The sequence below is a fragment of the Alcaligenes sp. HNGD-HTN06 genome (assembly GCF_049932565.1).
Lineage (GTDB): Bacteria > Pseudomonadota > Gammaproteobacteria > Burkholderiales > Burkholderiaceae_B > Alcaligenes > Alcaligenes ammonioxydans.
In genome coordinates this window covers 3,546,467-3,571,139 of sequence record NZ_CP187782.1, presented here as the reverse complement: position 1 = coordinate 3,571,139, position 24,673 = coordinate 3,546,467, and the positions used below count along the sequence as shown (strand labels likewise).

22 protein-coding genes are annotated in these 24,673 nt (G+C 56.6%); 16 read left to right on the top strand and 6 right to left on the bottom strand.

Annotated elements, in window-relative coordinates:
• The first annotated feature begins 12 nt into the window (after positions 1 to 12).
• The 13 genes from secY (at position 13) to dsbD (ending at position 10,645) form a co-directional block, all read left to right on the top strand.
• A complete protein-coding gene (gene secY, locus ACOZ42_RS16330; protein ID WP_003805363.1) occupies positions 13 to 1,338 on the top strand; it encodes a preprotein translocase subunit SecY in 1,326 nt (441 codons plus the stop codon).
• 9 nt (positions 1,339 to 1,347) lie between these two features.
• Complete coding sequence (gene infA / locus ACOZ42_RS16325; RefSeq protein WP_003805361.1) at positions 1,348 to 1,566, top strand: translation initiation factor IF-1; 219 nt, start codon at positions 1,348 to 1,350, stop codon at positions 1,564 to 1,566.
• A 32-nt stretch (positions 1,567 to 1,598) separates the two neighbouring features.
• Positions 1,599 to 1,712, top strand: coding sequence for a 50S ribosomal protein L36 (rpmJ, locus tag ACOZ42_RS16320; RefSeq protein ID WP_003805360.1), 114 nt, complete (start codon positions 1,599 to 1,601; stop codon positions 1,710 to 1,712).
• 36 nt (positions 1,713 to 1,748) lie between these two features.
• Positions 1,749 to 2,114, top strand: a complete 366-nt coding sequence (gene rpsM, locus ACOZ42_RS16315; RefSeq protein WP_003805346.1) for a 30S ribosomal protein S13 — start codon at positions 1,749 to 1,751, stop codon at positions 2,112 to 2,114.
• A 14-nt stretch (positions 2,115 to 2,128) separates the two neighbouring features.
• Positions 2,129 to 2,527, top strand: coding sequence for a 30S ribosomal protein S11 (gene rpsK / locus ACOZ42_RS16310; protein WP_003805343.1), 399 nt, complete (start codon positions 2,129 to 2,131; stop codon positions 2,525 to 2,527).
• Between the two features lie 11 nt (positions 2,528 to 2,538).
• A complete protein-coding gene (gene rpsD / locus ACOZ42_RS16305; RefSeq protein WP_003805341.1) occupies positions 2,539 to 3,162 on the top strand; it encodes a 30S ribosomal protein S4 in 624 nt (207 codons plus the stop codon).
• Positions 3,163 to 3,314: 152 nt separating this feature from the next.
• The gene (locus tag ACOZ42_RS16300; RefSeq protein WP_003805337.1) at positions 3,315 to 4,298 is read left to right on the top strand and encodes a DNA-directed RNA polymerase subunit alpha; all 984 of its coding nucleotides are present in this window, start codon (positions 3,315 to 3,317) and stop codon (positions 4,296 to 4,298) included.
• A 204-nt stretch (positions 4,299 to 4,502) separates the two neighbouring features.
• Positions 4,503 to 4,889 (top strand): 50S ribosomal protein L17, encoded by a 387-nt coding sequence (gene rplQ, locus ACOZ42_RS16295; RefSeq protein WP_003805334.1) that lies wholly within the window; start codon positions 4,503 to 4,505, stop codon positions 4,887 to 4,889.
• Positions 4,890 to 5,397: 508 nt separating this feature from the next.
• A complete protein-coding gene (locus ACOZ42_RS16290; protein ID WP_003805331.1) occupies positions 5,398 to 6,483 on the top strand; it encodes an LLM class flavin-dependent oxidoreductase in 1,086 nt (361 codons plus the stop codon).
• A gap of 121 nt (positions 6,484 to 6,604) precedes the next feature.
• Positions 6,605 to 7,150 (top strand): flavin reductase family protein, encoded by a 546-nt coding sequence (locus ACOZ42_RS16285; RefSeq protein ID WP_003805328.1) that lies wholly within the window; start codon positions 6,605 to 6,607, stop codon positions 7,148 to 7,150.
• Positions 7,151 to 7,273: 123 nt separating this feature from the next.
• Positions 7,274 to 8,248, top strand: coding sequence for an AraC family transcriptional regulator (locus tag ACOZ42_RS16280; protein WP_426345377.1), 975 nt, complete (start codon positions 7,274 to 7,276; stop codon positions 8,246 to 8,248).
• Between the two features lie 47 nt (positions 8,249 to 8,295).
• Positions 8,296 to 8,682, top strand: coding sequence for a divalent-cation tolerance protein CutA (gene cutA, locus ACOZ42_RS16275; RefSeq protein WP_003805324.1), 387 nt, complete (start codon positions 8,296 to 8,298; stop codon positions 8,680 to 8,682).
• 37 nt (positions 8,683 to 8,719) lie between these two features.
• A complete protein-coding gene (gene dsbD / locus ACOZ42_RS16270; RefSeq protein WP_426345376.1) occupies positions 8,720 to 10,645 on the top strand; it encodes a protein-disulfide reductase DsbD in 1,926 nt (641 codons plus the stop codon).
• 118 nt (positions 10,646 to 10,763) lie between these two features.
• On the opposite strand, the gene hemB is transcribed toward dsbD, so the two are convergent.
• Positions 10,764 to 11,783: a porphobilinogen synthase gene (hemB, locus tag ACOZ42_RS16265; RefSeq protein WP_003805319.1), complete on the bottom strand. Its 1,020-nt coding sequence runs from the start codon at positions 11,781 to 11,783 to the stop codon at positions 10,764 to 10,766.
• The gene (gene yihA / locus ACOZ42_RS16260; protein WP_003805318.1) at positions 11,780 to 12,403 is read right to left on the bottom strand and encodes a ribosome biogenesis GTP-binding protein YihA/YsxC; all 624 of its coding nucleotides are present in this window, start codon (positions 12,401 to 12,403) and stop codon (positions 11,780 to 11,782) included. The genes hemB and yihA overlap by 4 nt, the downstream gene beginning before the upstream one ends.
• A 157-nt stretch (positions 12,404 to 12,560) precedes the next feature.
• On the opposite strand from yihA, the gene ACOZ42_RS16255 reads away from it, so the two are divergent.
• The 3 genes from ACOZ42_RS16255 (at position 12,561) to ccsB (ending at position 16,901) form a co-directional block, all read left to right on the top strand.
• Complete coding sequence (locus tag ACOZ42_RS16255; protein WP_051010476.1) at positions 12,561 to 13,265, top strand: c-type cytochrome; 705 nt, start codon at positions 12,561 to 12,563, stop codon at positions 13,263 to 13,265.
• A gap of 222 nt (positions 13,266 to 13,487) precedes the next feature.
• The gene (locus tag ACOZ42_RS16250; protein WP_240209111.1) at positions 13,488 to 15,530 is read left to right on the top strand and encodes a cytochrome c biogenesis protein ResB; all 2,043 of its coding nucleotides are present in this window, start codon (positions 13,488 to 13,490) and stop codon (positions 15,528 to 15,530) included.
• Positions 15,531 to 15,542: 12 nt separating this feature from the next.
• Positions 15,543 to 16,901 (top strand): c-type cytochrome biogenesis protein CcsB, encoded by a 1,359-nt coding sequence (gene ccsB, locus ACOZ42_RS16245; protein WP_039944080.1) that lies wholly within the window; start codon positions 15,543 to 15,545, stop codon positions 16,899 to 16,901.
• 564 nt (positions 16,902 to 17,465) lie between these two features.
• Here the strand turns inward: ccsB and ACOZ42_RS16240 are convergent.
• From ACOZ42_RS16240 to ACOZ42_RS16225, 4 genes are all read right to left on the bottom strand, one after another.
• Positions 17,466 to 20,378 (bottom strand): putative bifunctional diguanylate cyclase/phosphodiesterase, encoded by a 2,913-nt coding sequence (locus ACOZ42_RS16240; RefSeq protein WP_426345375.1) that lies wholly within the window; start codon positions 20,376 to 20,378, stop codon positions 17,466 to 17,468.
• Between the two features lie 194 nt (positions 20,379 to 20,572).
• On the bottom strand, positions 20,573 to 21,841 hold the full coding sequence (lysA, locus tag ACOZ42_RS16235) for a diaminopimelate decarboxylase (protein ID WP_003805308.1): 1,269 nt from the start codon (positions 21,839 to 21,841) through the stop codon (positions 20,573 to 20,575).
• A gap of 41 nt (positions 21,842 to 21,882) precedes the next feature.
• Positions 21,883 to 22,017: an LPS translocon maturation chaperone LptM gene (gene lptM, locus ACOZ42_RS16230; RefSeq protein WP_003805306.1), complete on the bottom strand. Its 135-nt coding sequence runs from the start codon at positions 22,015 to 22,017 to the stop codon at positions 21,883 to 21,885.
• A gap of 96 nt (positions 22,018 to 22,113) precedes the next feature.
• On the bottom strand, positions 22,114 to 24,561 hold the full coding sequence (locus tag ACOZ42_RS16225) for a penicillin-binding protein 1A (RefSeq protein ID WP_003805303.1): 2,448 nt from the start codon (positions 24,559 to 24,561) through the stop codon (positions 22,114 to 22,116).
• Positions 24,562 to 24,673: the final 112 nt, after the last annotated feature.

Below are 24,673 nucleotides of genomic sequence, written 5' to 3'. Positions count from 1 at the left end.
AAAGGGGTCACGGTGGCAAAAGCTCAGGCACAGAGTAAGTCGGGTCCGCGCTACGGCGATTTAAAACGTCGTCTCGTTTTCCTGTTGCTCGCCCTGATTGTCTACCGCTTGGGTACGCACATTCCGGTACCAGGCATCAATCCTGATGCCTTGTCCGAACTGTTTACTCAAAACCAGAGTGGTATTCTGGGTTTGTTTAATATGTTCTCCGGTGGTGCTTTAGAGCGATTCTCAGTGTTCGCACTGGGAATCATGCCCTACATCTCTGCGTCCATCATCATGCAATTGATGACCGCTGTGGTGCCCACGCTGGAAGCAATCAAGAAAGAGGGTGAGTCGGGTCGTCGCAAGATCACGCAATACACCCGTTACGGAACGGTCTTTTTGGCTTTGTTCCAGGGAGTTGGGATTTCCATCGCTCTAGAATCGCAGCCCGGTCTGGTTATCGACCCAGGGATGCTGTTTCGCTTCACGACAGTGGTAACACTGGTCACTGGCACCATGTTCGTCATGTGGCTCGGTGAGCAGATTACTGAACGTGGATTGGGCAATGGTATTTCCATACTGATCTTCGCCGGTATCGTAGCGGGTCTGCCTAATGCTTTGGGCGGTATGCTTGATCTGGTGCGTACGGATTCCATGTCGATTCTATCGGCACTGTTTATCCTCGTTTTAGTAGCCGCCGTCACGTACTTCGTCGTCTTTGTCGAGCGTGGTCAGCGTCGTATCACGGTGAACTACGCCAAACGGCAAGTAGGCAACCGTATCTATGGTGGTCAAAGCTCGCATTTGCCGCTGAAACTGAACATGGCTGGCGTGATCCCTCCGATCTTCGCTTCGTCCATCATTCTGTTGCCAGCGACAATTGCTAATTGGTTCTCCAGCACGCCCGGTTTGGGTTGGTTGCGTGAAATCGAGGCTGCTTTGTCGCCGCGTCAGCCGCTTTACATTACTTTGTTCTCCGCGCTGATCATCTTGTTCTGCTTTTTCTACACGGCCCTGGTGTTTAACAGCCGCGAAACTGCAGACAACCTGAAAAAGAGTGGAGCTTTCGTACCAGGTATTCGTCCCGGTGACCAAACAGCGCGTTATATCGATAAGATCTTGATGCGTTTGACCTTGGCCGGTGCGATCTACATTACCTTGGTGTGTCTGGTACCAGAGTTCTTGCAAATGCGCTGGAATGTACCGTTCTATTTTGGCGGCACATCCTTGCTGATTATTGTTGTAGTAACCATGGACTTCATGGCGCAGGCCCAGGCCTATGTCATGTCACAACAATACGACTCGCTGCTCAAGAAGGCTAACTTCAAAGGCTCGAGCTTGCCGATGCGGTAATTCACGAAAATGGCAAAGGACGACGTCATTCAAATGCAGGGACAGGTTCTTGAGAACCTTCCCAACGCAACTTTTCGCGTCAAGCTGGAAAATGGTCACGTAGTGCTCGGATACATTTCAGGCAAAATGCGTATGCACTATATCCGGATTCTGCCGGGCGATAAGGTCACTGTGGAGCTCACGCCCTATGATCTATCCCGAGCACGAATTGTGTTCCGCTCCAAATAAGCGGCCGGTTACAGGAAACTAGGAGTCAAACCATGAAGGTAATGGCATCAGTAAAGCGGATCTGCCGCAACTGCAAAATCATTAAACGTCATGGCGTGGTGCGTGTCATCTGCACCGATCCACGCCATAAGCAGCGTCAAGGCTAAGTTGCCGAAACGCAACCGATTTAACAAGGAATAACCATGGCCCGTATTGCCGGCATTAACATCCCGCCGCATCAACACGCCGAAATCGGTCTTACCGCGATTTTCGGCATCGGTCGCACCCGCGCTCGCAAGATTTGCGAAGCATCGGGTATTGAATACTCCAAGAAGGTCAAAGATCTGACCGACGCGGAACTCGAGCGCATTCGCGAACAGATCGGCTTGTTCACCGTTGAAGGTGACCTGCGTCGTGAAGTTCAGCTCTCGATCAAGCGTTTGGCTGACTTGGGAACTTACCGTGGCATGCGTCATCGTCGCGGTCTGCCAGTGCGCGGCCAACGTACACGCACTAACGCTCGCACCCGTAAAGGTCCGCGTCGCGCCGCCGCGTCCCTGAAGAAATAATCGAGGAATAGAAGATGGCCAAAGCTTCTAGCAGCGCTTCACGCGCACGCAAGAAAGTCAAAAAAAGCGTGTCGGACGGGATTGCTCACGTCCACGCTTCTTTTAACAACACGATCATCACCATTACTGACCGTCAGGGCAACGCATTGTCCTGGGCTACGTCGGGTGGCGCTGGCTTTAAAGGCTCGCGTAAATCCACGCCGTTTGCCGCGCAGGTTGCCGCTGAAACAGCCGGCCGTACTGCCATGGAATACGGTATTAAAAATCTTGAAGTTCGCATCAAGGGCCCCGGTCCAGGCCGTGAATCGTCTGTGCGTGCTCTGAATGCTCTGGGTATCAAGATCACCAGCATTGCAGACATCACACCGGTTCCGCATAACGGCTGCCGTCCGCCCAAGCGTCGTCGCATCTAAGGGGAAGCGAAGTGGCTCGTTATATTGGACCAAAATGCAAGCTCTCGCGTCGCGAGGGTACCGATCTGTTTTTGAAGAGCGCTCGTCGTTCGCTGGATTCCAAGTGCAAACTGGAATCGCGTCCTGGTCAGCACGGCCGCACCTCGGGTGCCCGTACGTCTGACTTCGGTCTGCAGCTGCGCGAGAAGCAAAAGCTCAAGCGCATGTACGGCGTGCTGGAAAAGCAATTCCGCAAATACTACGTTGAAGCTGACCGCCGCCGTGGCAACACCGGTGAAACGCTGATTCAATTGCTGGAATCGCGTCTGGACAACGTGGTGTACCGCATGGGTTTCGGCTCCACACGTGCCGAAGCTCGCCAGCTGGTTAACCACCGTGCTATCGAAGTCAACGGTCACACCGCTGACATCGCTTCCATGCTGATCAAAGCCGGTGACGTGGTTGCCGTGCGTGAGAAAGCCAAATCCCAAAGCCGTATCAAGGAATCCTTGGAACTGGCGACCGGTATTGGCCTGCCTCAGTGGGTGGAAGTGGACGCTGCCAAGCTGTCCGGCGTGTTCAAGCAAGTTCCTGACCGCGCTGACGTCGCTCAAGACGTTAACGAATCGCTGGTTGTTGAGTTGTACTCGCGTTAATTTTTTACGCGAAGACCACTTATACAATGCAGTAAAGCAGGCCCACTTCCCGTTTTTCGGCAAGTGGGCTTTGCGATACTTTCTGCTGGCTTAGGCCAGTTTCCGTCAGCCTTATCGGTGTAACGAGCCGAGGGTATTGAAAAGGAAATCGAATGTCTCAAGGTTTTTTGAAACCCCGTTCCATCGAAGTTGAACCGATCAGCAAAAATCACGCCAAGGTGATCATGGAGCCTTTCGAGCGCGGCTACGGCCACACTCTGGGCAACGCACTGCGTCGTATCTTGCTGTCCTCCATGACCGGCTATGCACCGACTGAAGTGCAGATTACCGGTGTGGTGCACGAGTACTCCACGCTGCCAGGCGTGGGCGAGGACGTGGTTGATATCTTGATGAACCTGAAGGGCGTGGTCTTCAAGCTGCACAGCCGTGAAGAAGTTACGCTGATCCTGCGCAAAGAAGGCGCGGGTCAAGTTCTGGCCAGCGACATTGAATTGCCGCACGACGTTGAAATCATCAACCCCAATCATGTGATTGCCACCTTGACCGACGACGGCAAGCTGGAAATGCAAATCAAGGTTGAGCAAGGCCGTGGCTACGTTCCTGGTAACGTGCGCGCCCTGGCCGATGATCGCACCCACACGATCGGTCGTATCGTGCTGGACGCATCTTACAGCCCCGTGCGTCGTGTGAGCTACGCGGTCGAAAACGCCCGTGTGGAACAGCGTACTGACCTGGACAAGCTGGTTCTGGACATCGAAACCAACGGCGTGATCTCGCCCGAGGAAGCCGTGCGCCAGTCTGCTCGTATCTTGATGGATCAGATCTCTGTGTTTGCTGCTCTGGAAGGTGTGGGCGATGCCTACGAAGCTCCAGTGCGTGGCGCTCCACAGATCGATCCCGTGTTGCTGCGTCCTGTCGACGATCTGGAACTGACGGTTCGTTCCGCCAACTGCCTGAAAGCCGAAAATATTTACTACATCGGCGATCTGATCCAGCGTACCGAAAACGAACTGTTGAAGACACCAAACCTGGGCCGCAAGTCCTTGAACGAAATCAAGGAAGTGTTGGCCGCACGTGGTCTGACTTTGGGCATGAAGCTCGAAAACTGGCCGCCACTGGGTCTTGAGCGTCCATAAGTAGTAAGCAAGACAGTCATTTCTTAGACGCTGCTTACACTTTTTCTGGTGTGGTACACCTGCAAAAAGTGTAGGTGGCGGCTAAAAATGTGCTATTGTTTTGCGCTGTCCATCTGGTCCGCAGCTTAGCTGATAGAAGAACCGGATTTACGCATGTCGCATACGCGGCGTGCCAACTAAGATTCATTATTTAGGAAAATCATCATGCGTCACCGTCACGGTCTACGTAAACTGAATCGTACCAGCAGCCACCGTTTGGCCATGTTCCGCAACATGTCCGTGTCCCTGCTGACCCACGAAGCCATCAAAACCACCCTGCCTAAAGCTAAAGAGCTGCGCCGCGTGGTTGAGCCCCTGATCACTTTGGCTAAAAACCCAACCTTGGCAAACCGTCGTCTGGCTTTCGCCCGTCTGCGCGACCGCGATGCAGTGACCAAGCTGTTTGAAGTTTTCGGCCCACGTTACCAAGAGCGTAACGGTGGCTACACCCGCATCCTGAAAATGGGTTTCCGTCAGGGTGACAACGCTCCTATGGCATTCATGGAGCTGGTGGATCGTCCAGAAGTTCAGGAAGAAGCCGCTGCTGAATAAGCATCGCTTGTTTCTCTCGTAGTATTGAAAACGGACTCTCAGGAGTCCGTTTTTTTATTCCCACGGTCTTTCTTGCACCCTGAGAAGAAGGCTCTGGATGTTCCAGACGCGGGCATGGGGTTCCGGCCTCACCCGTATTTGTTTTTAGTCTGCCCGCGCAGCAGCTCCCCTTTAGACCAGGAAGTTTGAGGCCCCGCCTGCCTTCGCATGCTTGCCGAGACTGTTTTCAAATTCCCGCACCCATTGATCCCACGTTCAGCGTAAAGGCCCGCTTACTGGTTTCGTGATCAGGAAAACGCTGCCTGTATTGACAGCAAGACGCTGTTATATAAGGGTTTTTACTGATATGGGTGCTGTGTATCGCTTTATGGTTCAAATAATTGCAGGCAATTGATAAAACCCGCAGTGATTCGATAGTAGGGCTGACGGCCGCTCCCTAAAATCTGCGCTATATCAGCTTTGCCATGGTGGCGGGCTGCAAAGAACGACGATTTTCAGGAGACTGGCGATGGCACAGAATACATTGCTGACACACGATAAGTTTCTGCTGGGTACGTTTGCCACCAATTGTGGCGGCGGCATGACGGTATCGACCTTGCCGGATCGCTGGCAGGCTACTTGGGAAAACAATCTGAAGCTGGGCAAGCTGCTGGATGAGGCTGGCATCGACTTCATGCTGCCCATTGCCCGTTGGATCGGTTACGGCGGCGAAACCGATTTTCATGGCTATGTGCTGGAAACCGTGACCTGGGCGACGGCCTTGCTGGCTAACACTCGCAATATCAGCGTGTTTGCCACTGTGCATACCGTTGCCAACCACCCCGTGGTGATTGCCAAACAGATCGCCACCATGGCGCAGATGAGTGGCAATCGGGTTGGTCTAAATATTGTGGCGGGCTGGAACAAGCCTGAATACGACGCCTTGGGAGTCACGTTGCCGGACGATCATGAAACCCGGTATGGCTATGCTCAGGAATGGTTCGACCTGATCAAGAAGATCTGGCACCACGATGGCCGTTTCGATTGGGACGGCAAGTATTTCCAGGCCAAGGGAGTGTATGGCAATCCTCGCCCTGAGTTTGACCCGCCTATCTTTAATGCTGCCGGTTCCGGTCAGGGACGTGAGTTCGCCAGTCGTAATGCCAATTTCCTGTTCACCCCGGCCATGGAGCTGGACCGTTCCGCCAAGGAAGTGGCTGAACTGAAGGCGTTGGGCGAGTCGCAAGGTCGCAAGGTCGATGTGATGACCTTTTCGCATGTGGTGTGCCGTCCCACCGAAGCTGAAGCCAAGGCTGAGTGGGAGCGCATCATGGGCAACATCGACAATGGCGCGGTCGACAATCTGATGCGCCTGCAGTTTGCCCATGCGCACTCCTTCCCGCATGAGCTGCTGGAACAGATTCGCGAACGTATGGCAGCCGGTCATGGCGGCTTCCCGCTGGTGGGTACGCCCGAGCAAGTGGCTGATGGTTTGTGTGCACTGCACGCGGCCGGTTTCCGGGGAACAACCTTGTCCTTTGTGGACTATGTTCAGGAATTCCCGTATTTCCGTGATACTGTGCTGCCTTTGTTGCAGCAGCGCGGCATTCGCTAAGAGCGATCGGCTGGCTATCGGGCAGGGGCTGACTTGCCGGGGGAATAGCCAGTACATGTGCGCCCTGCAGGCGGCGCTGTTCGGATGACAGCGCTGCCCCTACGATTAGAAAAGGTGAATCATGCCTGTGGAATTGGCTTTCTTACCGACAGAACAAGCGCTTGAGGCGCCGGGAGTTTCTGCCGATCAGTTCAAACGTGCTATGCGCCATCTGGGCGGCACAGCCAGTGTGATTACGGTTGAACATCAAGGTCAGCGCAGTGGACTGACGGCGACCTCGGTGACCTCGGTAGCGGCGGATCCTGCAGAGGTGCTGGTTTGCGTCAATCAAAGCTCCTCGTCCTGGCCTTTGATGCGCGACAGCGGTTTGTTTGGTGTAAATATGCTGGGTGCCCAACAGGCTGACCTGGCTCTGCAGTTTGCCGGTTTCAAAGGCGAGCAAGGTGATGCACGTTATGCTGGGCACGATTGGCTGTGTACCGAGCATGGTATTTGGCTGGCTCGACAGGCCCCTGCCGCTTTGGCTTGCCAGATTGTGGAGGTCATCGAGCGTCACAGCCACGCCTTGGTGCTGGGCCGTGTGCTGCAGGTGCATCATGCCGAGCAAGAGCAGGATTCGCCCCTGCTGTATTGGCAGGGGCGGTTTGGACGGTTTCAGGGGCAGTAGCTCGTCGACGTAGCGACCTTTGGCCGGCCCTGTGAGCCCGGCCTAGGGATTGTCTCGATGTTGCAGTGCGGGAGGCTGTGTCACACTAGGGCACAGCTTTTTTTATCGCTTGTTGCGACGCTCATGACCACCATACTGAATCGCTATGCCCAGCTGCATTCGCAGGATGTGGACTGCGTTCAGCACTATATCTCCCAGGTTTTCTGTCCGCACAGCCTGACCCTGGCGGATACGCGTCAGCGCCTGAACGCCCGACTGTATTTACGCCAAGGCCAGGATGTGGCCTATGGTCGTTTGCGCTATGGGGCGCAGGTGCAGATTGAGCCTCAGCCGCTGGATGACTTCTATCTCTTGCAGATTCCCCTGTCGGGGCAAGAGCAGATCCATACGGAACATGGACGCTTTGCCTCCACATCACGTCTGGCTTCCATCATCAGCCCGACGCAAGCTTTCAGCATGGAACACAGCCTGGAAGCCGACAAGTTGTTCGTCCGTATAGGTCGCCAAGGGCTGGAGCGTCATTATCAGGACTATTTTGCGCAGCCCGTGCGTGGCCCATTGGAGTTTCAGCCCTCCATTCCTTTTGATGCGCCCGGTGGTGCCAGCCTGCGTCGCCTGCTGGACTGGCAGTTTGCCGAAGTGTCCGATGGCACCTTGTTCGACCAGCCCCGTCAGGTGCGCCAGTTTGAGCAGACCCTGATTTATGCCTTGTTCGAACTGCATCAGCACAATCAGCCTGCGCACAAGACGCCGGCCGCTTTGCCCCATGTTTTGCGGCGTGCCCTAGACTTCATGGAAAGCCAGGCCGGTCAGCCTATCACCAATGGCGATATTGCCCAGGCGGCCGGTGTGAGCGTGCGCAGTCTGTACGCAGGGTTCCGGGAGCATCTGGGCGTAGCACCCATGGCACGTTTGAAACAAATGCGTTTGGAGGCAGCCCGGCGTTACTTGCAACAAGGCGGGATGTCGGTCACCGAGGTTGCCTTGGCTTGCGGTTTTACGCATTTGGGGCAGTTTTCCGCGGATTACCGGCATAGCTTTGGCGAGCGCCCGTCTGAAACATTGAGCGGCTTGAGTCGTCCCCGGTCTGGCAGCTAAGCATTGCCATCCGGCGCTACACTAAGGGCTCTGACTAGGAGCCCCGCATGTCCGCTGATACTCCCCCTAATTCCAAAACGCCCTTAGCCTTGACCTTGCCCGATCTGGACGCGCAGCAGCTGGTGCTGGCGCAAACCACGGTGCCGGATATGATGCTGGCCAAATATCTGGCTCATCATCTGGTTGAGGACGGAATTGCCGCTTGTGCGAACCTTGCGCCCAGCAGCTTGTCCATGTACATGTGGCAAGGGGAGTTGCAAGGCGATGAGGAAATCACGCTGACTTTCAAAACCACAGTGGCCCGGCTACCGGAATTGGCAGATCGCTTGCGTGAGCAGCATCCTTACGAGCTGCCTGAATTGATTGTGCTTCCGGTTGTTGGTGGTTTCACCGCTTATCTGGATTGGGTTCGTACCCAGACACGCCCTGCGTGAGTGCAGATAGCCCAGCCTAATAAATCGGAATAGATTTGTGCCTTTGTCTTTAAAGCGTTCTCCATTTTCCGCCCATGGCCCTGGGGCCTGGTTTGCTGTTTTTTTTGCCCTGATGCTGGCTTGGCTGGCAACGCCCTTGGCGGCGCAGGCAGAAGAAGAGTTTCTGGACCCTGAGCAGGCGTTTGTGTTGACGGCGGCCATGAGTCAGCCCGATCAGCTGGATATCCACTTTCAGATTGCGCCTGAATACTATATGTATCGCAAGCGTTTCGCCGTCTCGACCGAGAAGGCGGAGCAGGTAGGCAAGCTTCAACTGCCCGAAGGAGAGCGGGTTTACGATCCTACCTTTGACGAGGTCATGGAGGTCTACCGCCATTCGGTTACGTTGCGCGTACCGGTCCTGGCAGACAGCTCCATAGGACACGATCTGACGGTCGATGTGGTCAGTCAGGGTTGTGCCGACGCAGGTCTATGCTATTCCCCGTCGACTCAAACGCTGACCTTGATCCCCACCGGGCAGGGCTGGGAAGTGGCGGGGCCTTTTGGCGTGGTGTCGGTGCCGGCCCCAGGAGAGGGGGCAAGCCAGAATCCGGCCCAGGCGAACCCCGATTCCACGGTCGCCCCTTCCCGTAGTGCGGGGGTGGCCTCGGCATTGAGCCTGAGTGATGTGGGTCTGGCCGACTACCTCAAGCAGGCTGGGTGGGGTCAGATCGTGCTGCTGAGCTTTGTGTTTGGCCTGCTGCTGTCCTTTACGCCCTGCGTCCTGCCGATGGTGCCGATTTTGCTGTCCATCATTGCTGGACGGAATCAGCCTGCGCCATCGCGCTGGCACGGCCTGAAGATGGCGTTCGCCTTTGTGCTGGGTCTGTCCCTGGTCTACACCTTGCTGGGTGTGGCCGCCGGCTTGCTGGGAGCCGGTTTGGCGAGCTGGTTGCAGAACCCGTGGGTATTGGGTCTGTTCGCCTTGATCCTGGTGGTGCTGGCCTTGTCCATGCTGGATGTCTTCACGGTACAGGCTCCGGCGGCGCTGCAAAATCGTTTGAATAAAACCATGAACCGTTTGCCGGGCGGGCAGATGGGTGGCGTGTTCCTGATGGGCATGCTGTCTGCGCTGATTGTCGGTCCTTGCGTGGCAGCGCCTCTGGCGGGCGTGCTGCTGTTTATCTCGCAGACGGGGGATGTGGTCCTGGGTGGTTCGGCCCTGTTTGCCTTGGCCTGGGGTTCAGGCGTCTTGCTGCTGATTGTGGGTGCGGGTTCGGGCAGTGTCTTGCCCAAGGCCGGCGCCTGGATGGAAAGCGTCAAGACCGCTTTTGGTGTCTTGTTGCTGGCTACCGCCTGGTGGATGGTCTCGCCCCTGATGTCTGGCACGATGGCTGTCTTTGGCTGGGTTGTCCTGGCTTTGTGGGCGGCTGCCTTGCTGGGCGCGTTTGGGCGCGGCACGGCTGCACGTACGCCGTGGTCGGGCTTGCGACAGGGTGTGGGCATGATGCTGGCGGTCTGGGCCATCATGATGATGATCAGCATTGCCCTGGGTCGCCCCAGCGTGATTCGCCCTTTGGAAGGGCTGAAATCCTCGGGTACGGTGACGGCAGCCCAAAGCCAGGTTGAGTTCCAGCGCGTACTGACCCTGCAGGAGCTGGAAGGGCGTCTGGCCAAGACCACTCGCCCCGTAATGCTGGATTTCTACGCAGACTGGTGTGTGTCCTGCATTGAAATGGAGAATTTCACGTTTAGCGATCCCGCCGTCGCGCAACGCATGGCGCAGTTTGAGTTGCTGCAGGTGGATGTGACGGCCAACACCCCTGAGGATCGGGCATTGCTGAAACATTTCCGCTTGTTTGGACCTCCCGGCATCCTGTTTTTTGATTCCAAAGGGAAACAGCTGGAGCAATTGCGCGTGATTGGTTTTCAGGATGCCAGCCGCTTTTCCAAAGTGTTGGATGAGGCTCTGGCCGGTGCTTGAAGACGTTGATTTTTTCGAAACCGGGCTTATCGGTGCCTAACAGTCGGTAGATCGTCGCGTACAAGCAACAAAAAACGCAGCTCATGGGCTGCGTTTTTTGCGTTCTGATTGATGTGAATCAGCAGTTCTGTTCGCGCATCAGCTTGGCCGCTTCGATGGCGAAATAGGTCAGAATGCCATCCCCACCGGCACGCTTGAATGCCAGCAGCGATTCCATCATGACCTTGTCGTGATCCAGCCAGCCGTTCTGGGCAGCGGCCTTGATCATCGCGTATTCGCCACTGACTTGGTAGGCGTAGGTCGGCATGCCAAACGCGTCTTTGACGTCGCGCAGAATGTCCAGATAAGGCAGGCCGGGCTTGACCATGACCATATCGGCACCTTCGCGGATGTCGGCCGCCACTTCGCGCAGCGCTTCATTACGGTTGGCCGGGTCCATCTGGTAGGTGTTCTTGTTGGAGCGGCCCAGATTGGCCGCTGAACCCACCGCCTCGCGGAACGGGCCGTAGAAGGCACTGGCGTACTTGGCCGAGTAGGCCATGATGCGGGTGTGGATGAACTGGTCCTTGTCCAAGGCGGCGCGGATGGAGCCGATACGGCCATCCATCATGTCGCTGGGAGCCACAATGTCTACGCCTGCCTGAGCCTGCGTGTGAGCCTGACGGATCAGCATGGCCACCGTCTCGTCATTCAGGATGTGGCCAGCATCGTCCAAAATGCCGTCCTGGCCGTGGCTGGTATAGGGGTCCAGAGCGACATCAGTCAGCACGCCCAGCTCGGGAAACTGCTGCTTGAGCATGCCCACCACCCGGGGGATCAGGCCATTCGGGTTGGCGGCCTCGCTGCCATCGGGCGTTTTCAGCGACGGGTCGATGGAAGGGAACAGGGACAGCACGGGGATGCCCAGTTCCAGACACTGTTCGGCCACGCGCATCAGTTCGTCAGGCGAGTAGCGCATGACGCCCGGCATGGAGCCGACCTGCTCCTGCACTTTCTCGCCTTCACGCACAAAGACCGGATAGATCAGGTCGTCAGTGGACAGGCGGTTTTCGCGCACCAGACGGCGGGAAAACTCGTCGCGGCGGTTACGGCGCAGGCGAGTATTAGGAAAGTCGGCAGGAGGAATAAAACGAGTCATGGAACAACCTTCGGAGAAATCCAGTTTTCGATGCATTCGGTCGCTTCGGGCAAGCCGATACGATCAGTGGAGGAGAAGGGCAGCGCGTGAAGGGCGCCAATTTCCCGGAGCTGGCGACGTACTTCGGCTACCGCCTTGATACGTTGACCATAAGGCAGTTTGTCGGCCTTGGTCAAAAGCACCAGTACGGGCTTGCCAGTCGGTGCAATCCAATCGACCAGGCGCAAGTCCAGGTCGGTCACGCCGCGCCGGATGTCGATCAGCAACACAATGCCGGCAATCGAGGGACGGGTGGCCAGGTAGTCGCCCAGAATCTCGGCCCAGTCCTGCTTTTCGTGGCGGGCCACGGCGGCGTAGCCATAGCCGGGCAAGTCCACCAGGTGGCCCAGATAGTCGCCCGGCGAGAGCGGATCGGGGATGCCGAACATGTTGATCAGACGTGTTCGCCCTGGCGTTTTACTGGAAAAAGCCAGTTTTCGTTGGTTGGCCAACACATTGATGGCGGAGGATTTGCCCGCATTGGAGCGCCCCACAAAACAGACCTCTGGCGGTCCGGGAGGAGGCAGCTGATCGATCTGAGCAGCTGAAATCGTGAAGTGAGCGCGGTGCAGTATCGACATGGTTGCAGCGTAATTCCATATTGGTTCAGCGCCTATTGTATAATCTCTCGATTTGAAACAGTAATGTCGTAGTCCACTGGGTACTGACCAGCGGCTTACGGTGGCTTTTGCGGGGCGCATGCGGCACCCCGATTGATTCGCGATTATCGAGGTCCAAATGAAGCGTGCGCTTTCCCGAGTCGTTATCGCAAGCAGCCTGACGATGGCTTGCTCTGTGGTTTTTACCGCTAACGTGGCCAATGCAGCTGGTCTGCCCGAGCCAGATGCCGCCAAAGGCGAGCAGCTCTACCTGCAAGGTGAGATGTCGCGTGGCGTGCTGGCCTGTGTGACCTGTCACGGGGATGGCGGCAACAGTATTATTCCGGTCAACCCGTCGCTGGCTCACCAGCCGTACGAGTACCTGGTCAAGCAGCTGCACGACTTCCGTGCCAAGGACGAGAAGTCCGTTCCTGCCCGCCGTGGTCCTGATGGCGCGAACAGCCTGATGACTGCCATTGCTGCCGGTATGACTGAAGACGATATCAAGAACGTGGCGTTTTACCTGTCTCAGCAAGCGGTGAACTGGGACCAGGCCGCTAACGCGACCAAGGAAGACACCATGGTACGTGGCCAGAAGATCTGGCGGGGTGGTTTGCCCGAGCGCGGTGTTCCTGCCTGTGCGGCTTGCCATTCGCCCGATGGCGCCGGCATGCCCGGCCAGTACCCCCGTCTGGCCGGTCAGCACCCCGCCTATATTGCGGATCAGCTCAAGTTGTTCCGTAGTGGCGACCGTGCCAACAGCCCGATGATGTATGACATCGCAGACCGTTTGTCGGATGCCGACATTGCGGCCGTATCCGATTTCGCAGCTGGCCTGCGTTAATCCGTCAAGGGGGGCCAATGGCCCCCTGACTGTCTGAAACCTGTATTCGCTGCGGCTTCGAGTCCTGACGGCCGCAGTTTTCGGGTGCCGTAACAACGGGCAGTGCCGCTTCAGGCCAGGTCTCGTGTTGGTGTTTTGTCCAGTAATCGAACTTTGGGCGTGTTCTGCGTTCCAAGTCTGGATGTTTCCGGTGAACCCCCCACACCTCCTAAGCTAGCCCTTGTGAAAAAAGTATCTCCCGTGCGTCGCTTTGCGGCCGATTTCCTGGAATTGCTCGGTTCGATGCGCTTTGCCATCAGCTTGCTGATGTTCATTTGCGTAGCCAGTCTGATCGGCACCGTTCTGGCACAAAATCAGCCTGCCAATACCTATATTGATCAATTTGGACCTTACTGGTTTGAGTTGTTCGATCATTTCTCGATCTGGTCTGTCTACAACAGTGGATGGTTCATGGTCATTATGGCGTTTCTGGTGGTATCGACCACGCTGTGCGTCATCCGCAATGCGCCCAAGATGATCCGTGAAATGCGCACGTTCAAGGAGCACGTGCGCGGTGGCAGCCTGAAAGCCTTCCCTCACCGCGTCGAGCTGGAGAGCGCAGGTGGCCCTGAGCATAATCGTGAACAGGTTCAGGGCTGGCTGCAGTCGCAAGGCTATGCGGTGCGTGTGCGTCATGATAATGACGGCAGCATGATGATGGCGGCCAAAAAAGGGAGCGCCAACAAGCTGGGATACATTTTTGCGCACCTGGCCATCGTGGTGATTTGTGTCGGCGGTTTACTTGACAGCGAATTGCCCGTGCGTTTGCAGGTGTGGTTGGGTGGCAAACAACCGATTACCGAAAATATGCTGATTTCCCAGGTGCCCGAGTCGGGACGACTGGGTCTGGGCAATCCCAGTTTCCGTGCCAACATGCTGGTGCCAGAAGGGGCGCGCACGGCGACAGCAGTAGTCAATTCCGGTGAAGGGGTGCTGATTCAGCCGTTGCCGTTCGCCTTGGAGTTGAAGCGTTTTCTGGTGGAGTACTACTCCACGGGGATGCCCAGCAGTTTCAAGAGCGAAGTGGAAGTAACCGATCCCGTGACGGGCGATACCTTCGAGCGCACGATCGAGGTCAACGAACCGTTACGCTACAAGGGTGTGACGGTTTACCAGTCCGGTTTTGACGATGGCGGCAGTATGTTGAGTCTGAAGGGCTATCCGCTGGTGGGTCCGAGTGCCGCACCCTTTGAGTTGAATGGGAAAGTGGGTGAGAGCATGGGCATTACTGCCCAGCAAAGTCCCAGCGAGCATGCTCTGACTGTTCAGTTGACTGAACTGCGTCCCATTAATGTGGAAAACCTGTCCGAGGGCGACCCCCAGCCCAAGGCCATGATTGAGCACGTGGCGGCGGTCACCGGTAGCGCTGCCAACAAGAAAGACCAGAATTTGAAGAACGTCGGCCCCAGCGTGAACTATCGTTTGATTGACGACCAGGGGCAGTCTCGCGAGTTTGTGAATTACATGCTGCCGGTGGAACTGGATGACACCCTGGTGTTTCTGGCCGGGATGCGTTTTTCGCCCGCCGAGCCGTTTCGTTATGTGCGTCTGCCGGCTGACGACAAGGGTTCTTTAAAAGAATTCATGGATTTGCGGGCGGCTACGCAGAATGAAGCCTTGGTCAGCCAGGCGGCTGAACGCTTTGCCGAGCGCAACTCCTCGTCACCCGAGCAAAAAGAGTTGATGTTGTCGGCGTCCAAAACGGCATTGCAAACCTTTGTACGTGCTGGTTTTGATGGTTTGATCAGCCGTGTCCCCGAAGCTGAACGGGAACGTATCCTGGGTTTTGCTATCCCCATGATTCAGTTCACCTTGTCGGAATTGCGTGATTTGGTCAGGCAGCAACAAGGCTTGCCAGAACTGGATTACAGCCAGGAAAATAATGAGGCCAACCGTTGGATTCAATCTGCCGTGCTGGCGTTTGCCAATCTGCCGGATTACCCGGCACCGGTGATGTTGACCCTGGACAGTTTTGAACAGGTTCAGGCCAGTGTATTCCAGGTGGCACGCAGCCCAGGCATGTACATTGTGTACTTGGGTTGTCTGTTTTTGATTATTGGCGTGTTCTCGATGTTCTATATCCGGGATCGCCGCGTGTGGGTTTGGATTCGCCCTCACAACCAAGGCAGTCGCGTAATGGCTGCCATGACTTCTCAACGTCGCAACTTGGACTTTAACCTCGAGTTTGAACGCCTGAAAGCGGCGTTCAATCGGCTATCTGTCTGACAAGGTGTAGCTATGGCGCAGACCCTTTCTTCGGCCACTCCAACGATGTGGCAAGACAATATCGCTTCCAGCGGTGACCGGCGAGGCATTCGTGGTCGTCCTGACTGGACGGATGTGTTGTATCTGGTGGTACTGGCCTTGGGCGCGGCTTATGCGCTTAACGTCTACAGCACCAGCATGGATTACTACGAGAAGATCATTCTGGTCGCTTTCGTGCCTTTTGTGGCCTGGTTGGGGTGGCTGTGGCGTCCGCTGCGTACCTTGACGCTGGCATGTGGCGTGACAGCCTTGCTGGCGATCTGGCTCTACAGCACCGGTAATGGCCTTGGCACCGGCGACATTGAAAAAGCCGATTCGGTTTTCCTGCTGAAATATCTGTTTTCGTCCCAGTCTGCCATCTTGTGGATGTGTGCGCTGTTTATTCTGGCCACCGTCATGTATTGGGCGGGCTTTTTCAGTAATACAGCAGCCTGGATGGCTTCTGGGCTGACGTGGGCGGCCGTGTATGCAGGTACGACGGGGTTGCTGGTGCGCTGGCGTGAAGGCCATTTGCTGGGCCCGGATATCGGCCATATTCCAGTCAGTAATTTGTACGAAGTGTTCGTGTTGCTGGCGCTGGTTACTGCCTTGTTCTATCTGTACTACGAACGTCGTTACAACACCCGTGCCTTGGGTGGCTTTGTGCTGCTGGCAATCAGTTCGCTGGTGATCTTTTTGCTGTGGTACTCCTTTACGCGTGATGCCCATCAGATTCAACCGCTGGTGCCAGCACTCAAAAGCTGGTGGATGAAGTTGCACGTGCCTGCCAACTTTATTGGTTACGGTACGTTCTCCTTGGCAGCCATGGTCGGGTTTGCGTATCTGGTCAAGGAAAATGGCGAAACCCGTTCGCGTGCCAAGCTGATTCCGGTGTTTTTGCTGGGTGCCATTCTGTGTGCCGAACCCATGATTTTTGGTTCTCGGGAGCTCTCGCCGACCTGGATGCTGTATTTCGGTATCGGTAGCGTGATCGTGGGCACAATTCTGTATTTCCGGGGTCCGATTTCACGCAAGCTGCCGTCGCTGGAAGTGCTCGATGACATCATGTACCGCGCGATTGCGGTGGGTTTTGCCTTCTTTACGGTAGCAACCGTGCTGGGCGCTTTGTGGGCTGCTGACGCCTGGGGTACGTATTGGCAGTGGGACCCGAAAGAGACCTGGGCCCTGATCGTGTGGCTGAATTATGCGGCCTGGTTGCACTTGCGTTTGCTCAAAGGTCTGCGTGGCACGATGGCAGCGTACTGGGCTCTGGCGGGTTTGCTCATTACCAGCTTTGCCTTCCTGGGCGTGAATATGTTCCTGTCGGGGCTGCACTCCTACGGGGAACTATAAGTTTTTTCTTGTTCTGAGGCTGGGGGATCGGTCTCAGAATGCGAGCTTGAGAATGGGAAACCCGAGTTTGGCTGGATGCCGGACTCGGGTTTTTTTGTGACCAGACTGTTTGGTGAGGCGTTCTTTGCAGGGAAGTAGTCTCTGGGGGCGCCGCTGATGTTCCGGGCCAGGTGTTGATCGGAAGCCTGTTGTATCGAGATGACTCGATTGAGCCATAGCCAGACTCAGGTCAGGACTTAGGCCCCAGACCCAGACCATCAAAGCCAAAGCTAGCGGGATGTCTGTATCGACCTTCAGGTCTATCCGTTCTATTTACTGTTTCTGTCTTAGATACGCGCCTGCACCTGCAGCAGTATCCGCTCCGAAGTGCAAATTTTAGAGCTGGGTATCACGCCGTAATAAGGGGTGCGACAGGGCTTGGCTGGGTATGTGCGTGACGGCGATGGTGTCAGGAAAGCACTCATAGCTTCCCCATGGCATTTGAGACGAGTGCGCGTCCACAGGTGGTGGCAGGCCCTGTCATTTGCCACCCAGGCTCTCTGCGGGCCTTGGGTGGCTATTGGTTTACATGGTTGGCGGGAATTTTTCCTGGGAGTCCAGTAGAAACTGTCGGGCGGCGGCGTCATGGACCAGGTCCGGCATGGATTTGGCTTTGAGCAGCTCTGCCGGAGTGCAGGCTTTGGAAATGATGAAGCCTTGTACGTAATCTACGCCTAATTCCTGTAGGGCTCTGAGCGTCGGGACGTCTTCTACCCATTCGGCAATGCTGATCATGCCCAGGTTGTTGGCAAGCTCGACGATGGTGCGTACGATCGCGACGTTGGTTTCTTTCTTTAGCATGTCGCAAATCAGCGCACCATCGATCTTGATGGCGTCGGCGGGTAATTCGCGCAGGTAAGAAAAAGACGTGTAGCCCGCTCCAAAGTCGTCCAGCGCGATGCGCACACCCATTTTTTGCAGTCGCCGCATGAAGTTGCGGGTATGCTCCAGGTCGTCCAGTGCTACGCCCTCAGTGATTTCCACGCACAGGCGGCGGGCCAGATGTTCAAAACGCGCCAGGATGTCAAAGAACCATTGAATGAAAGTGTCGTCATTCAGGGACACACCGCTCAGGTTGATGGTGACCCACTGGGTTTTGCTTAACTGGGCCTCATGCTTGGCCATCCACTCCAGCGTGGCCGAGAACACCCATTTGTCGATGATGGTGATGGTGCCGCTTTCTTCGGCGGCGGCAATAATGCGGCCAGTGGGAATCAATTGACCGGAGGAGTCCCGCACGCGTAGCAGAGCCTCGAAGTTCAGGCTGTCCATGGGGCGGCGCAAGGCCGCAATCGGTTGCATTTCCAGGTACAGGGCGCGCGAGGAGCCCCCTTCCAGCTCTTCAAACAGGCGCAGTTCTTCAGCGTGTTCCTGCAGGGCATTGGAGTCCTGCCCGTAGATAATCATGTCCTGATGCAGGCGGCGGGCATCGCGGGCTGCACGGCTGGCAGCGGAGATGGCTTCCTGAGGCGCCATGCCGGGAGCGACTTCGACCAGACCCAGTGTACTGCGCAGGTTAAAGCTGCGGTTTCCGGCCAGCAGGGGGCTTTTGTTCAGTGATTCGAGTACGCCATTGGCCAGCACGCGCGCCTGCTCTGGCTCGCAGTCTTCAAAGATAATTACGAATTCGTCGCTGCCGATGCGGCCTATTTTGTCTTTACTGCGCAGAACCGATTCCAGCTGTTCGCATACTTTCAGCAGCAGCGCATCCCCTGACGAGTGTCCGAAGGTGCCGTTTACGTACTTGATGTGGTTCAGGTCCAGATAGGCCAGCAGACAGGGCTTGTCGTTCTGGCTACGATTGAGCAGACCTTCCAGTGCCTTTTCGATACCGCGCTGGTTCAGCACATTGGTGACCGGATCGTTGTCAGCCATCAGGCGCAGTTGACGGTACGTCTCGGCCCGGGCGGTGATATCTTGCAAGGATCCTTCAATACATTGATTGACAATCGCTACACGCAAGGCGAACTGACATGGTTGAGCGTCTGCGTCGTAATAAGTGATGGTCACATCCTGACCGTTCTGGGTGCTTTGTGCGACCGCTTTCCAGTCTTGCTCGGGAAAAAAGTTGGTCCAGTGGATGGGGCTCTCGCTCGGATCGGCATCGATGTTCAACATGCGGGCCAGAATGGGGCTGATGCGCAAGAATATCCCCGCTTCATTGAGGGTGAACATGCCAACGGGGGTAAGCAGATAATGCGCCATCAATTCATTGCGGGCGCGCAGGGATTCACTACGGTCTTCACGCAGGCGCTCGCCTACCGCCAGGGCCACCATCAGATTGGACAACAGGAAAGCGATGACGCCGTTGAAATTCTCGACAAAGCTGGAGCGGCCAAACGCCACCAGAAAAATGGCTGAAATCAGCATGCACAGCGCCATGCTCAGCAGCACCAGTTGCCAGAGCAAGATGCGCGAGCGGGTGTGCAGGAGAATGGACAGCAGCACGGCGGATACGCAGCACAGTGCGTAGATAGTGCTGATCCACATGAGGGGCTGGAATATCGAGGCCGGCGCCAGCAGGGAGACCGGCAGCAGGATCAGACCCAGGATGCCGACGGTGGGGAGCAGGCGCTGCAGGCGGGCAGTAGTGATGGAGTTGCCCAGCAGGACGGTAAACAGGGAATAGCTCAGAATGAAGTAGCAGGCAATCGTGAGCTGGCGCAGTACGGGCATGTACTGGGCGGGCAGGATCAGCCCTAGCCACTGCGTATCCCAACCCATGGCCATCGCGCCCAGGCGCAGGTTGCCAATCAGCCAGACCGATAGCAGCAGATAGATCCAGGCACGGTTGGTGGCTGCCAGAACCAGCATGAACATGGCCATGGTCAGTAAGCCGCCCTCCAGTAGCCCGATGCCCCGGCTGAGTCGAATCGAGGAATGGCTGATGTCAGCACTGGCCCAAAGCTGGGCTTGCAAGAGGGCAGGTCGCGAAGTCTCGACGCGGCATAGCACGCTGTCAGGGTGGTCGACCTGACCCAGCTCCAGGGTATAGCTTTTGACCGGCGCTGGTGATAGAGGCGTCGGCGGGTCCAGCTGGCTGTTGCGCAGGGGCCGTCCACTGCGAGCATCCACGCAGTGCAGCGAGGAAATGGGAGAGGCAGGAAAGTGCAGGACCTGCTCCTGCTGGGGGAAGGGAGCAGGCAAGGTCAACAGGAGCCAATGGGGCTCGCTCAGGTGAAGCCGCTGCCGGGACGGAGCGTTCTCCAATTGCGTCAGTAACTCTGCGTCCGCCTGCTCTTGCTGGCTGGCCAGTGCCTGAATGCTCAAACTTTGACCGGGCACGGAAGGGTAGCGATTCGGCAGGAACAGTAATGCCCATACCGTGAGCATGATCAGAAACAAAGGGATGACGTAAAGACTTAAGCCGCGAATCAGGCGTTCGCTGGCCGAAGTAACCGGCTCGAAGCCGTGTGTCGGTATCCCGGGGGTGGTCATGATGGTGGTACAGTCTCCAGCGCTTACCATCGAACTGTCTGGCCACTGACAGCGAAATCTGTGCTTTCCCGGCAAGGATGCAACAGGCCGGGACTGCTGCGCCTGATAAGGGTAGTACAGTCCCGGCCTGTTTTACGGTCAGATTCGAGAGTTCTTTAAGGCTGAATGGTTATGATCTGCCATCCAGACCCGACTTAGGGAAGTAAACGTTCGGTGGCAAACAAACTGTCCACGGTCTCACGGGGGCGGATCAGGTGAACCTGATCGCCATCGACCAGAATCTCAGCCGCGCGGGGGCGGGTGTTGTACTGGCTGGCCATCGTAAAGGCATAGGCGCCAGCGGACATGATGGCAATTAAATCGCCCTGTTTCAGTTCCAGCTGGCGGTCGCGGGCCAGCCAGTCGCCGCTTTCGCAGATAGGGCCAACCAGATCATAGCGGGGAGTGGTCTCGGTCACTGGGCGAGGCTCTACCGCTTCCACGCTGTGCCAGGCATCGTACAGCGTGGGGCGAATTAGGTCGTTCATGGCGGCATCAATAATGGCGAAATTTTTAGTCTCGCCATGTTTGAGATATTCCACGCGGCTTAGCAGCACCCCTGCATTACCCACCATGGAGCGGCCGGGTTCCAGCACGATCTCCAGATGGCCCAGGCCATTGGTGTCCAGGGCGGAAAAGACTTCGGTCAGCAGTTGGGTGGGGGTCACCAGTGTCTCGTCGGTATAGCGAATCCCCAGACCACCGCCCAAATCCAGATGAGTCAGGTTCACCCCTTGTTCCTTCAGGGCCAAGATCAGCTTGATCAGTTTGTCCAGCGCATCCAGATAGGGGCTGACTTCGGTAATCTGCGAGCCGATATGACAGTCCACACCCACAATGTTCAGGCTAGGCAGCGCTTGGGCGCGTGCGTAGATGCGGGGAGCCTGGTCAATGGGCACGCCGAACTTGTTGTCTTTCAGGCCCGTGGAGATGTAAGGGTGTGTGCGTGCGTCCACGTCTGGATTGACGCGCAAGGAAACAGGCGCTTTCACATTCATGCGTTCCGCAACCTGTGCTACACGTTCCAGCTCCGCTTCGGACTCGACGTTAAAACACTTCACGCCTGCTTTCAGAGCCGCTTCGATTTCCCAAACCTGTTTGCCCACACCTGAGAACACCACTTTGCCAGGGTCGCCGCCGGCAGCGATGACACGGGCCAGCTCGCCGCCCGAGACGATATCAAAACCGGTACCCAAGCGGGCAAATTCTTGCAAAATGGCCAGATTGGAGTTGGCCTTCATGCCATAGCACACCAACAACTTGCGGTCCTGGCCAGCCACTCGGTAGGACTCCCAAGCATCGCGCAAGGCTTGGCGGGAATACACATACAGAGGGGTGCCGAATTCTTCAGCCAGCTTGCTCAGGGGAATTTGCTCGGCGTGTAGCGTGTTGTTCTGAAATTGAAAGTGAGGTGCAACGGTCATGGTGTCGACAAATAACAGAGGTTAGGCGAGCAGGGCGGGAATCAGCGCGGCGCTGTCTGGGCGTCCGCTGATTCCTGCGCTGGGGGATGGTACAAGGGGCCTTTGTAACCGCAGGCGCCCAGCAAGGCGCTCAGTGCCAACAAGGCCAGCAAACGGGAGGAACGTAGTTTGTTCATGTAGGTATGAAACCAGTGCGGACAATGCAGAGCATTATGCCATTGTGAAGGACAAAGCAAAAAAACGCCGGCTAGGCCGGCGTTTGGGTAGGTGATTTAAAAGGGAACAAAGGGTTGCGCGGCAGCGCCCGAGGGGCTGGCATCAGAATCCAGCTGCCGCAGCAGGTCACCAATTCCATCGTTCTGATCCCCGCCGCCCTGTTGCAAGGCGCCGTCACCGGGAGCAGGTAAACCAACGCGAGCAATGGCCTGACCGGGTGGGAACTCGTCAAAGTAAAAGTCCCCATTGATGCGTGACAGGCCAGAGGGCACAGGGCCAGGAGGCACCACAGGCTTGTCTTTGAGGGCAGTGCGCATGTAATTGATCCAGATGGGCATGGAGGCACCGCCGCCGGTTTCCCCGGAGCCCAGACTGCGCGGTTTGTCAAAGCCCATCCAGGCGATGCCGACCAGCTCGGGGGTGTAGCCTGCAAACCAGGCATCCTGAGAATCGTTGGTAGTGCCTGTTTTACCGCCAATATCGGTACGCTTCAATTCGCGTGACGCGCGCGCACCCGTCCCGGAGGTCGCCACGCCACGCAGCAGATCGTTCATGACGTAAGCCGTACGGGCATCAATAGCCCGGGCGGCGGCATCGCCGGCCACTACTGGCTTGGCGCGCATGATGACCTTGTTGCTGCTGTCAGTGACGTAGTCGATCAGGTAAGGCTCGACACGGTAACCACCATTGGCAAAGACCGAGTAGGCACCCGCCATTTGCAAGGGCGTTACGCTGCCCGCGCCCAGAGCCAAAGGTAGAACGGCGGGTTGGCGTGCCTTGTCGAAACCAAAGCGGGTCACATACTCCTGTACATACTTGGGCCCGACGGCCTGCATGATACGGATAGACACCATGTTTTTGGATTTGTACAAACCTTGACGCATGGTCAACATGGGCTCGTACGTGCGCCCGTAGTTCTTGGGCGTCCAGGGCTTGGAGCCGGTCTGGGCCGCGGTCAGCACAAAAGGTTCATCTGAAATCTGGGTGGCGGGGGTCAGGCCGCGCTCCAGCGAGGACGCGTAGATGAAGGGCTTGAAGGCCGAGCCAGGCTGACGCCAGGCTTGGGTGACGCGGTTGAACTTCCCATCGGAGAAGTGAAAGCCGCCCACCATGGCCTGAATCGCGCCGTCTTGCGGGCGGACCGACACAAAAGCCGCTTGTACCGCCGGCATATTGATTACTTCCCAGTAATCGCCATTGCGGAACAGATAGACTACCGAGCCGCGCTGAATGCGCACGTCTGCCTTGGCATTGTTCACCAGGCCCCGCGCAACGATCTTCAAGGCACGTTTGTCGTTGACATCAATAATTTGCTGGGCGGTCCGGGCAACCCGGATCAGATTGGGGTTGGCATCGAGCACCACACCGGTCAACAGATCGCCGGTATCGGGGTACTTGTCCTGCAAGTCGTCCAAAATGGCATCCAACTGGGCATGGTCGTTTTCAATGCCTGCAGGCAGATCCACCTGACCTTGCGGGCCTGTGTAGGGGGCGCGACGGGTGTAATCCAAAATACCGTTGCGCACAGCCAGGTAGGCAGCTTCCTGGTCGGTGGAGTTGATGGTGGTGTAGATGTTGAAGCCGCGCGAATACACATTGTCCTGATAGACACCGTACAGCAGTTGGCGGGCCAGTTCAGCCGCGTATTCGCCATGAATGGCGTAACCGCCAGCAGGGGTGCCCAAGGCTGACTTCACCACGATTTCCTGTGCCATCGCATCCTGGTATTCCTGCTCCGTGATGTAGCCCAGTGAGCGCATGCGGCCCAGCACGTAGGCCTGGCGAGTTTTGGCGCGTTCAAAGTTGGCGATCGGGTTAAAGCGCGAAGGCGCTTTGGGAATGCCGGCCAGCATGGCGGCTTCAGCGGTGGTGATCTCACCCAGGGGCTTGCCCAGATAGGTTCGTGACGCCGCCGCAAATCCGTAGGCACGATGACCCAGATAAATCTGGTTCATGTACAGATCCAGAATCTGGTCTTTAGTCAGCGTCGCTTCAATCTTGAAGGTCAGCAGCAGTTCATAGAACTTGCGGGTATAGGTTTTTTCCGAAGACAGGTAGAAGTTGCGGGCCACCTGCATGGTGATCGTACTGGCCCCTTGTGTCTTGGACATATGGGTCATGTTGGCCAGGGCCGCGCGACCGACCCCCATCCAGTCAATACCACCGTGCTGGTAGAAACGGTCGTCCTCGGCCGCCAGAATGGCCGATTTCATGACATCGGGGATTTCGTCAAAACGCAGCACATTGCGGCGTTCTTCGCCAAATTCACCGATCAAGACCTTGTCCGCCGTATAAATGCGCAGCGGCACTCGGGGGCGGTAGTCGATCATGGCGCTAAGATCGGGCAGGTTGGGCCAAGCCAGAGCTAGCGCAAGTGACCCGAGCAGGGCGGCACACAGACCAAGCCCCACAAAAAAGACCGAGGTCTTGATGATGAGGCGGGCAAGCCAGGAACCGGAGCTTTGCTCGGGCTTAGAATTGGGGGAGCGGGAAGAAGAACTCATTAGGGCTGATTTTAAAGTCCAAACGCAGCAGGACTGGGCCTCATACCAAGTATCAATGTAACAAAATAATACTAAGCAAGCGGACTGTGCTTAGGGAAGGCTAATGGGATAA

What these genes read in the sequence shown, in the direction of transcription:
- infA (WP_003805361.1), top strand. Translation starts at nt 1,348, where the DNA reads ATGGCAAAGGACGACGTCATTCAAATGCAGGGACAGGTTCTTGAGAAC.
- rpmJ (WP_003805360.1), top strand. Translation starts at nt 1,599, where the DNA reads ATGAAGGTAATGGCATCAGTAAAGCGGATCTGCCGCAACTGCAAAATC.
- rpsM (WP_003805346.1), top strand. Translation starts at nt 1,749, where the DNA reads ATGGCCCGTATTGCCGGCATTAACATCCCGCCGCATCAACACGCCGAA.
- rpsK (WP_003805343.1), top strand. Translation starts at nt 2,129, where the DNA reads ATGGCCAAAGCTTCTAGCAGCGCTTCACGCGCACGCAAGAAAGTCAAA.
- ACOZ42_RS16300 (WP_003805337.1), top strand. Translation starts at nt 3,315, where the DNA reads ATGTCTCAAGGTTTTTTGAAACCCCGTTCCATCGAAGTTGAACCGATC.
- rplQ (WP_003805334.1), top strand. Translation starts at nt 4,503, where the DNA reads ATGCGTCACCGTCACGGTCTACGTAAACTGAATCGTACCAGCAGCCAC.
- ACOZ42_RS16290 (WP_003805331.1), top strand. Translation starts at nt 5,398, where the DNA reads ATGGCACAGAATACATTGCTGACACACGATAAGTTTCTGCTGGGTACG.
- ACOZ42_RS16285 (WP_003805328.1), top strand. Translation starts at nt 6,605, where the DNA reads ATGCCTGTGGAATTGGCTTTCTTACCGACAGAACAAGCGCTTGAGGCG.
- ACOZ42_RS16280 (WP_426345377.1), top strand. Translation starts at nt 7,274, where the DNA reads ATGACCACCATACTGAATCGCTATGCCCAGCTGCATTCGCAGGATGTG.
- cutA (WP_003805324.1), top strand. Translation starts at nt 8,296, where the DNA reads ATGTCCGCTGATACTCCCCCTAATTCCAAAACGCCCTTAGCCTTGACC.
- hemB (WP_003805319.1), bottom strand. Translation starts at nt 11,783, where the DNA reads ATGACTCGTTTTATTCCTCCTGCCGACTTTCCTAATACTCGCCTGCGC.
- yihA (WP_003805318.1), bottom strand. Translation starts at nt 12,403, where the DNA reads ATGTCGATACTGCACCGCGCTCACTTCACGATTTCAGCTGCTCAGATC.
- ACOZ42_RS16255 (WP_051010476.1), top strand. Translation starts at nt 12,561, where the DNA reads ATGAAGCGTGCGCTTTCCCGAGTCGTTATCGCAAGCAGCCTGACGATG.
- ccsB (WP_039944080.1), top strand. Translation starts at nt 15,543, where the DNA reads ATGGCGCAGACCCTTTCTTCGGCCACTCCAACGATGTGGCAAGACAAT.
- ACOZ42_RS16240 (WP_426345375.1), bottom strand. Translation starts at nt 20,378, where the DNA reads ATGACCACCCCCGGGATACCGACACACGGCTTCGAGCCGGTTACTTCG.
- lysA (WP_003805308.1), bottom strand. Translation starts at nt 21,841, where the DNA reads ATGACCGTTGCACCTCACTTTCAATTTCAGAACAACACGCTACACGCC.
- lptM (WP_003805306.1), bottom strand. Translation starts at nt 22,017, where the DNA reads ATGAACAAACTACGTTCCTCCCGTTTGCTGGCCTTGTTGGCACTGAGC.
- ACOZ42_RS16225 (WP_003805303.1), bottom strand. Translation starts at nt 24,561, where the DNA reads ATGAGTTCTTCTTCCCGCTCCCCCAATTCTAAGCCCGAGCAAAGCTCC.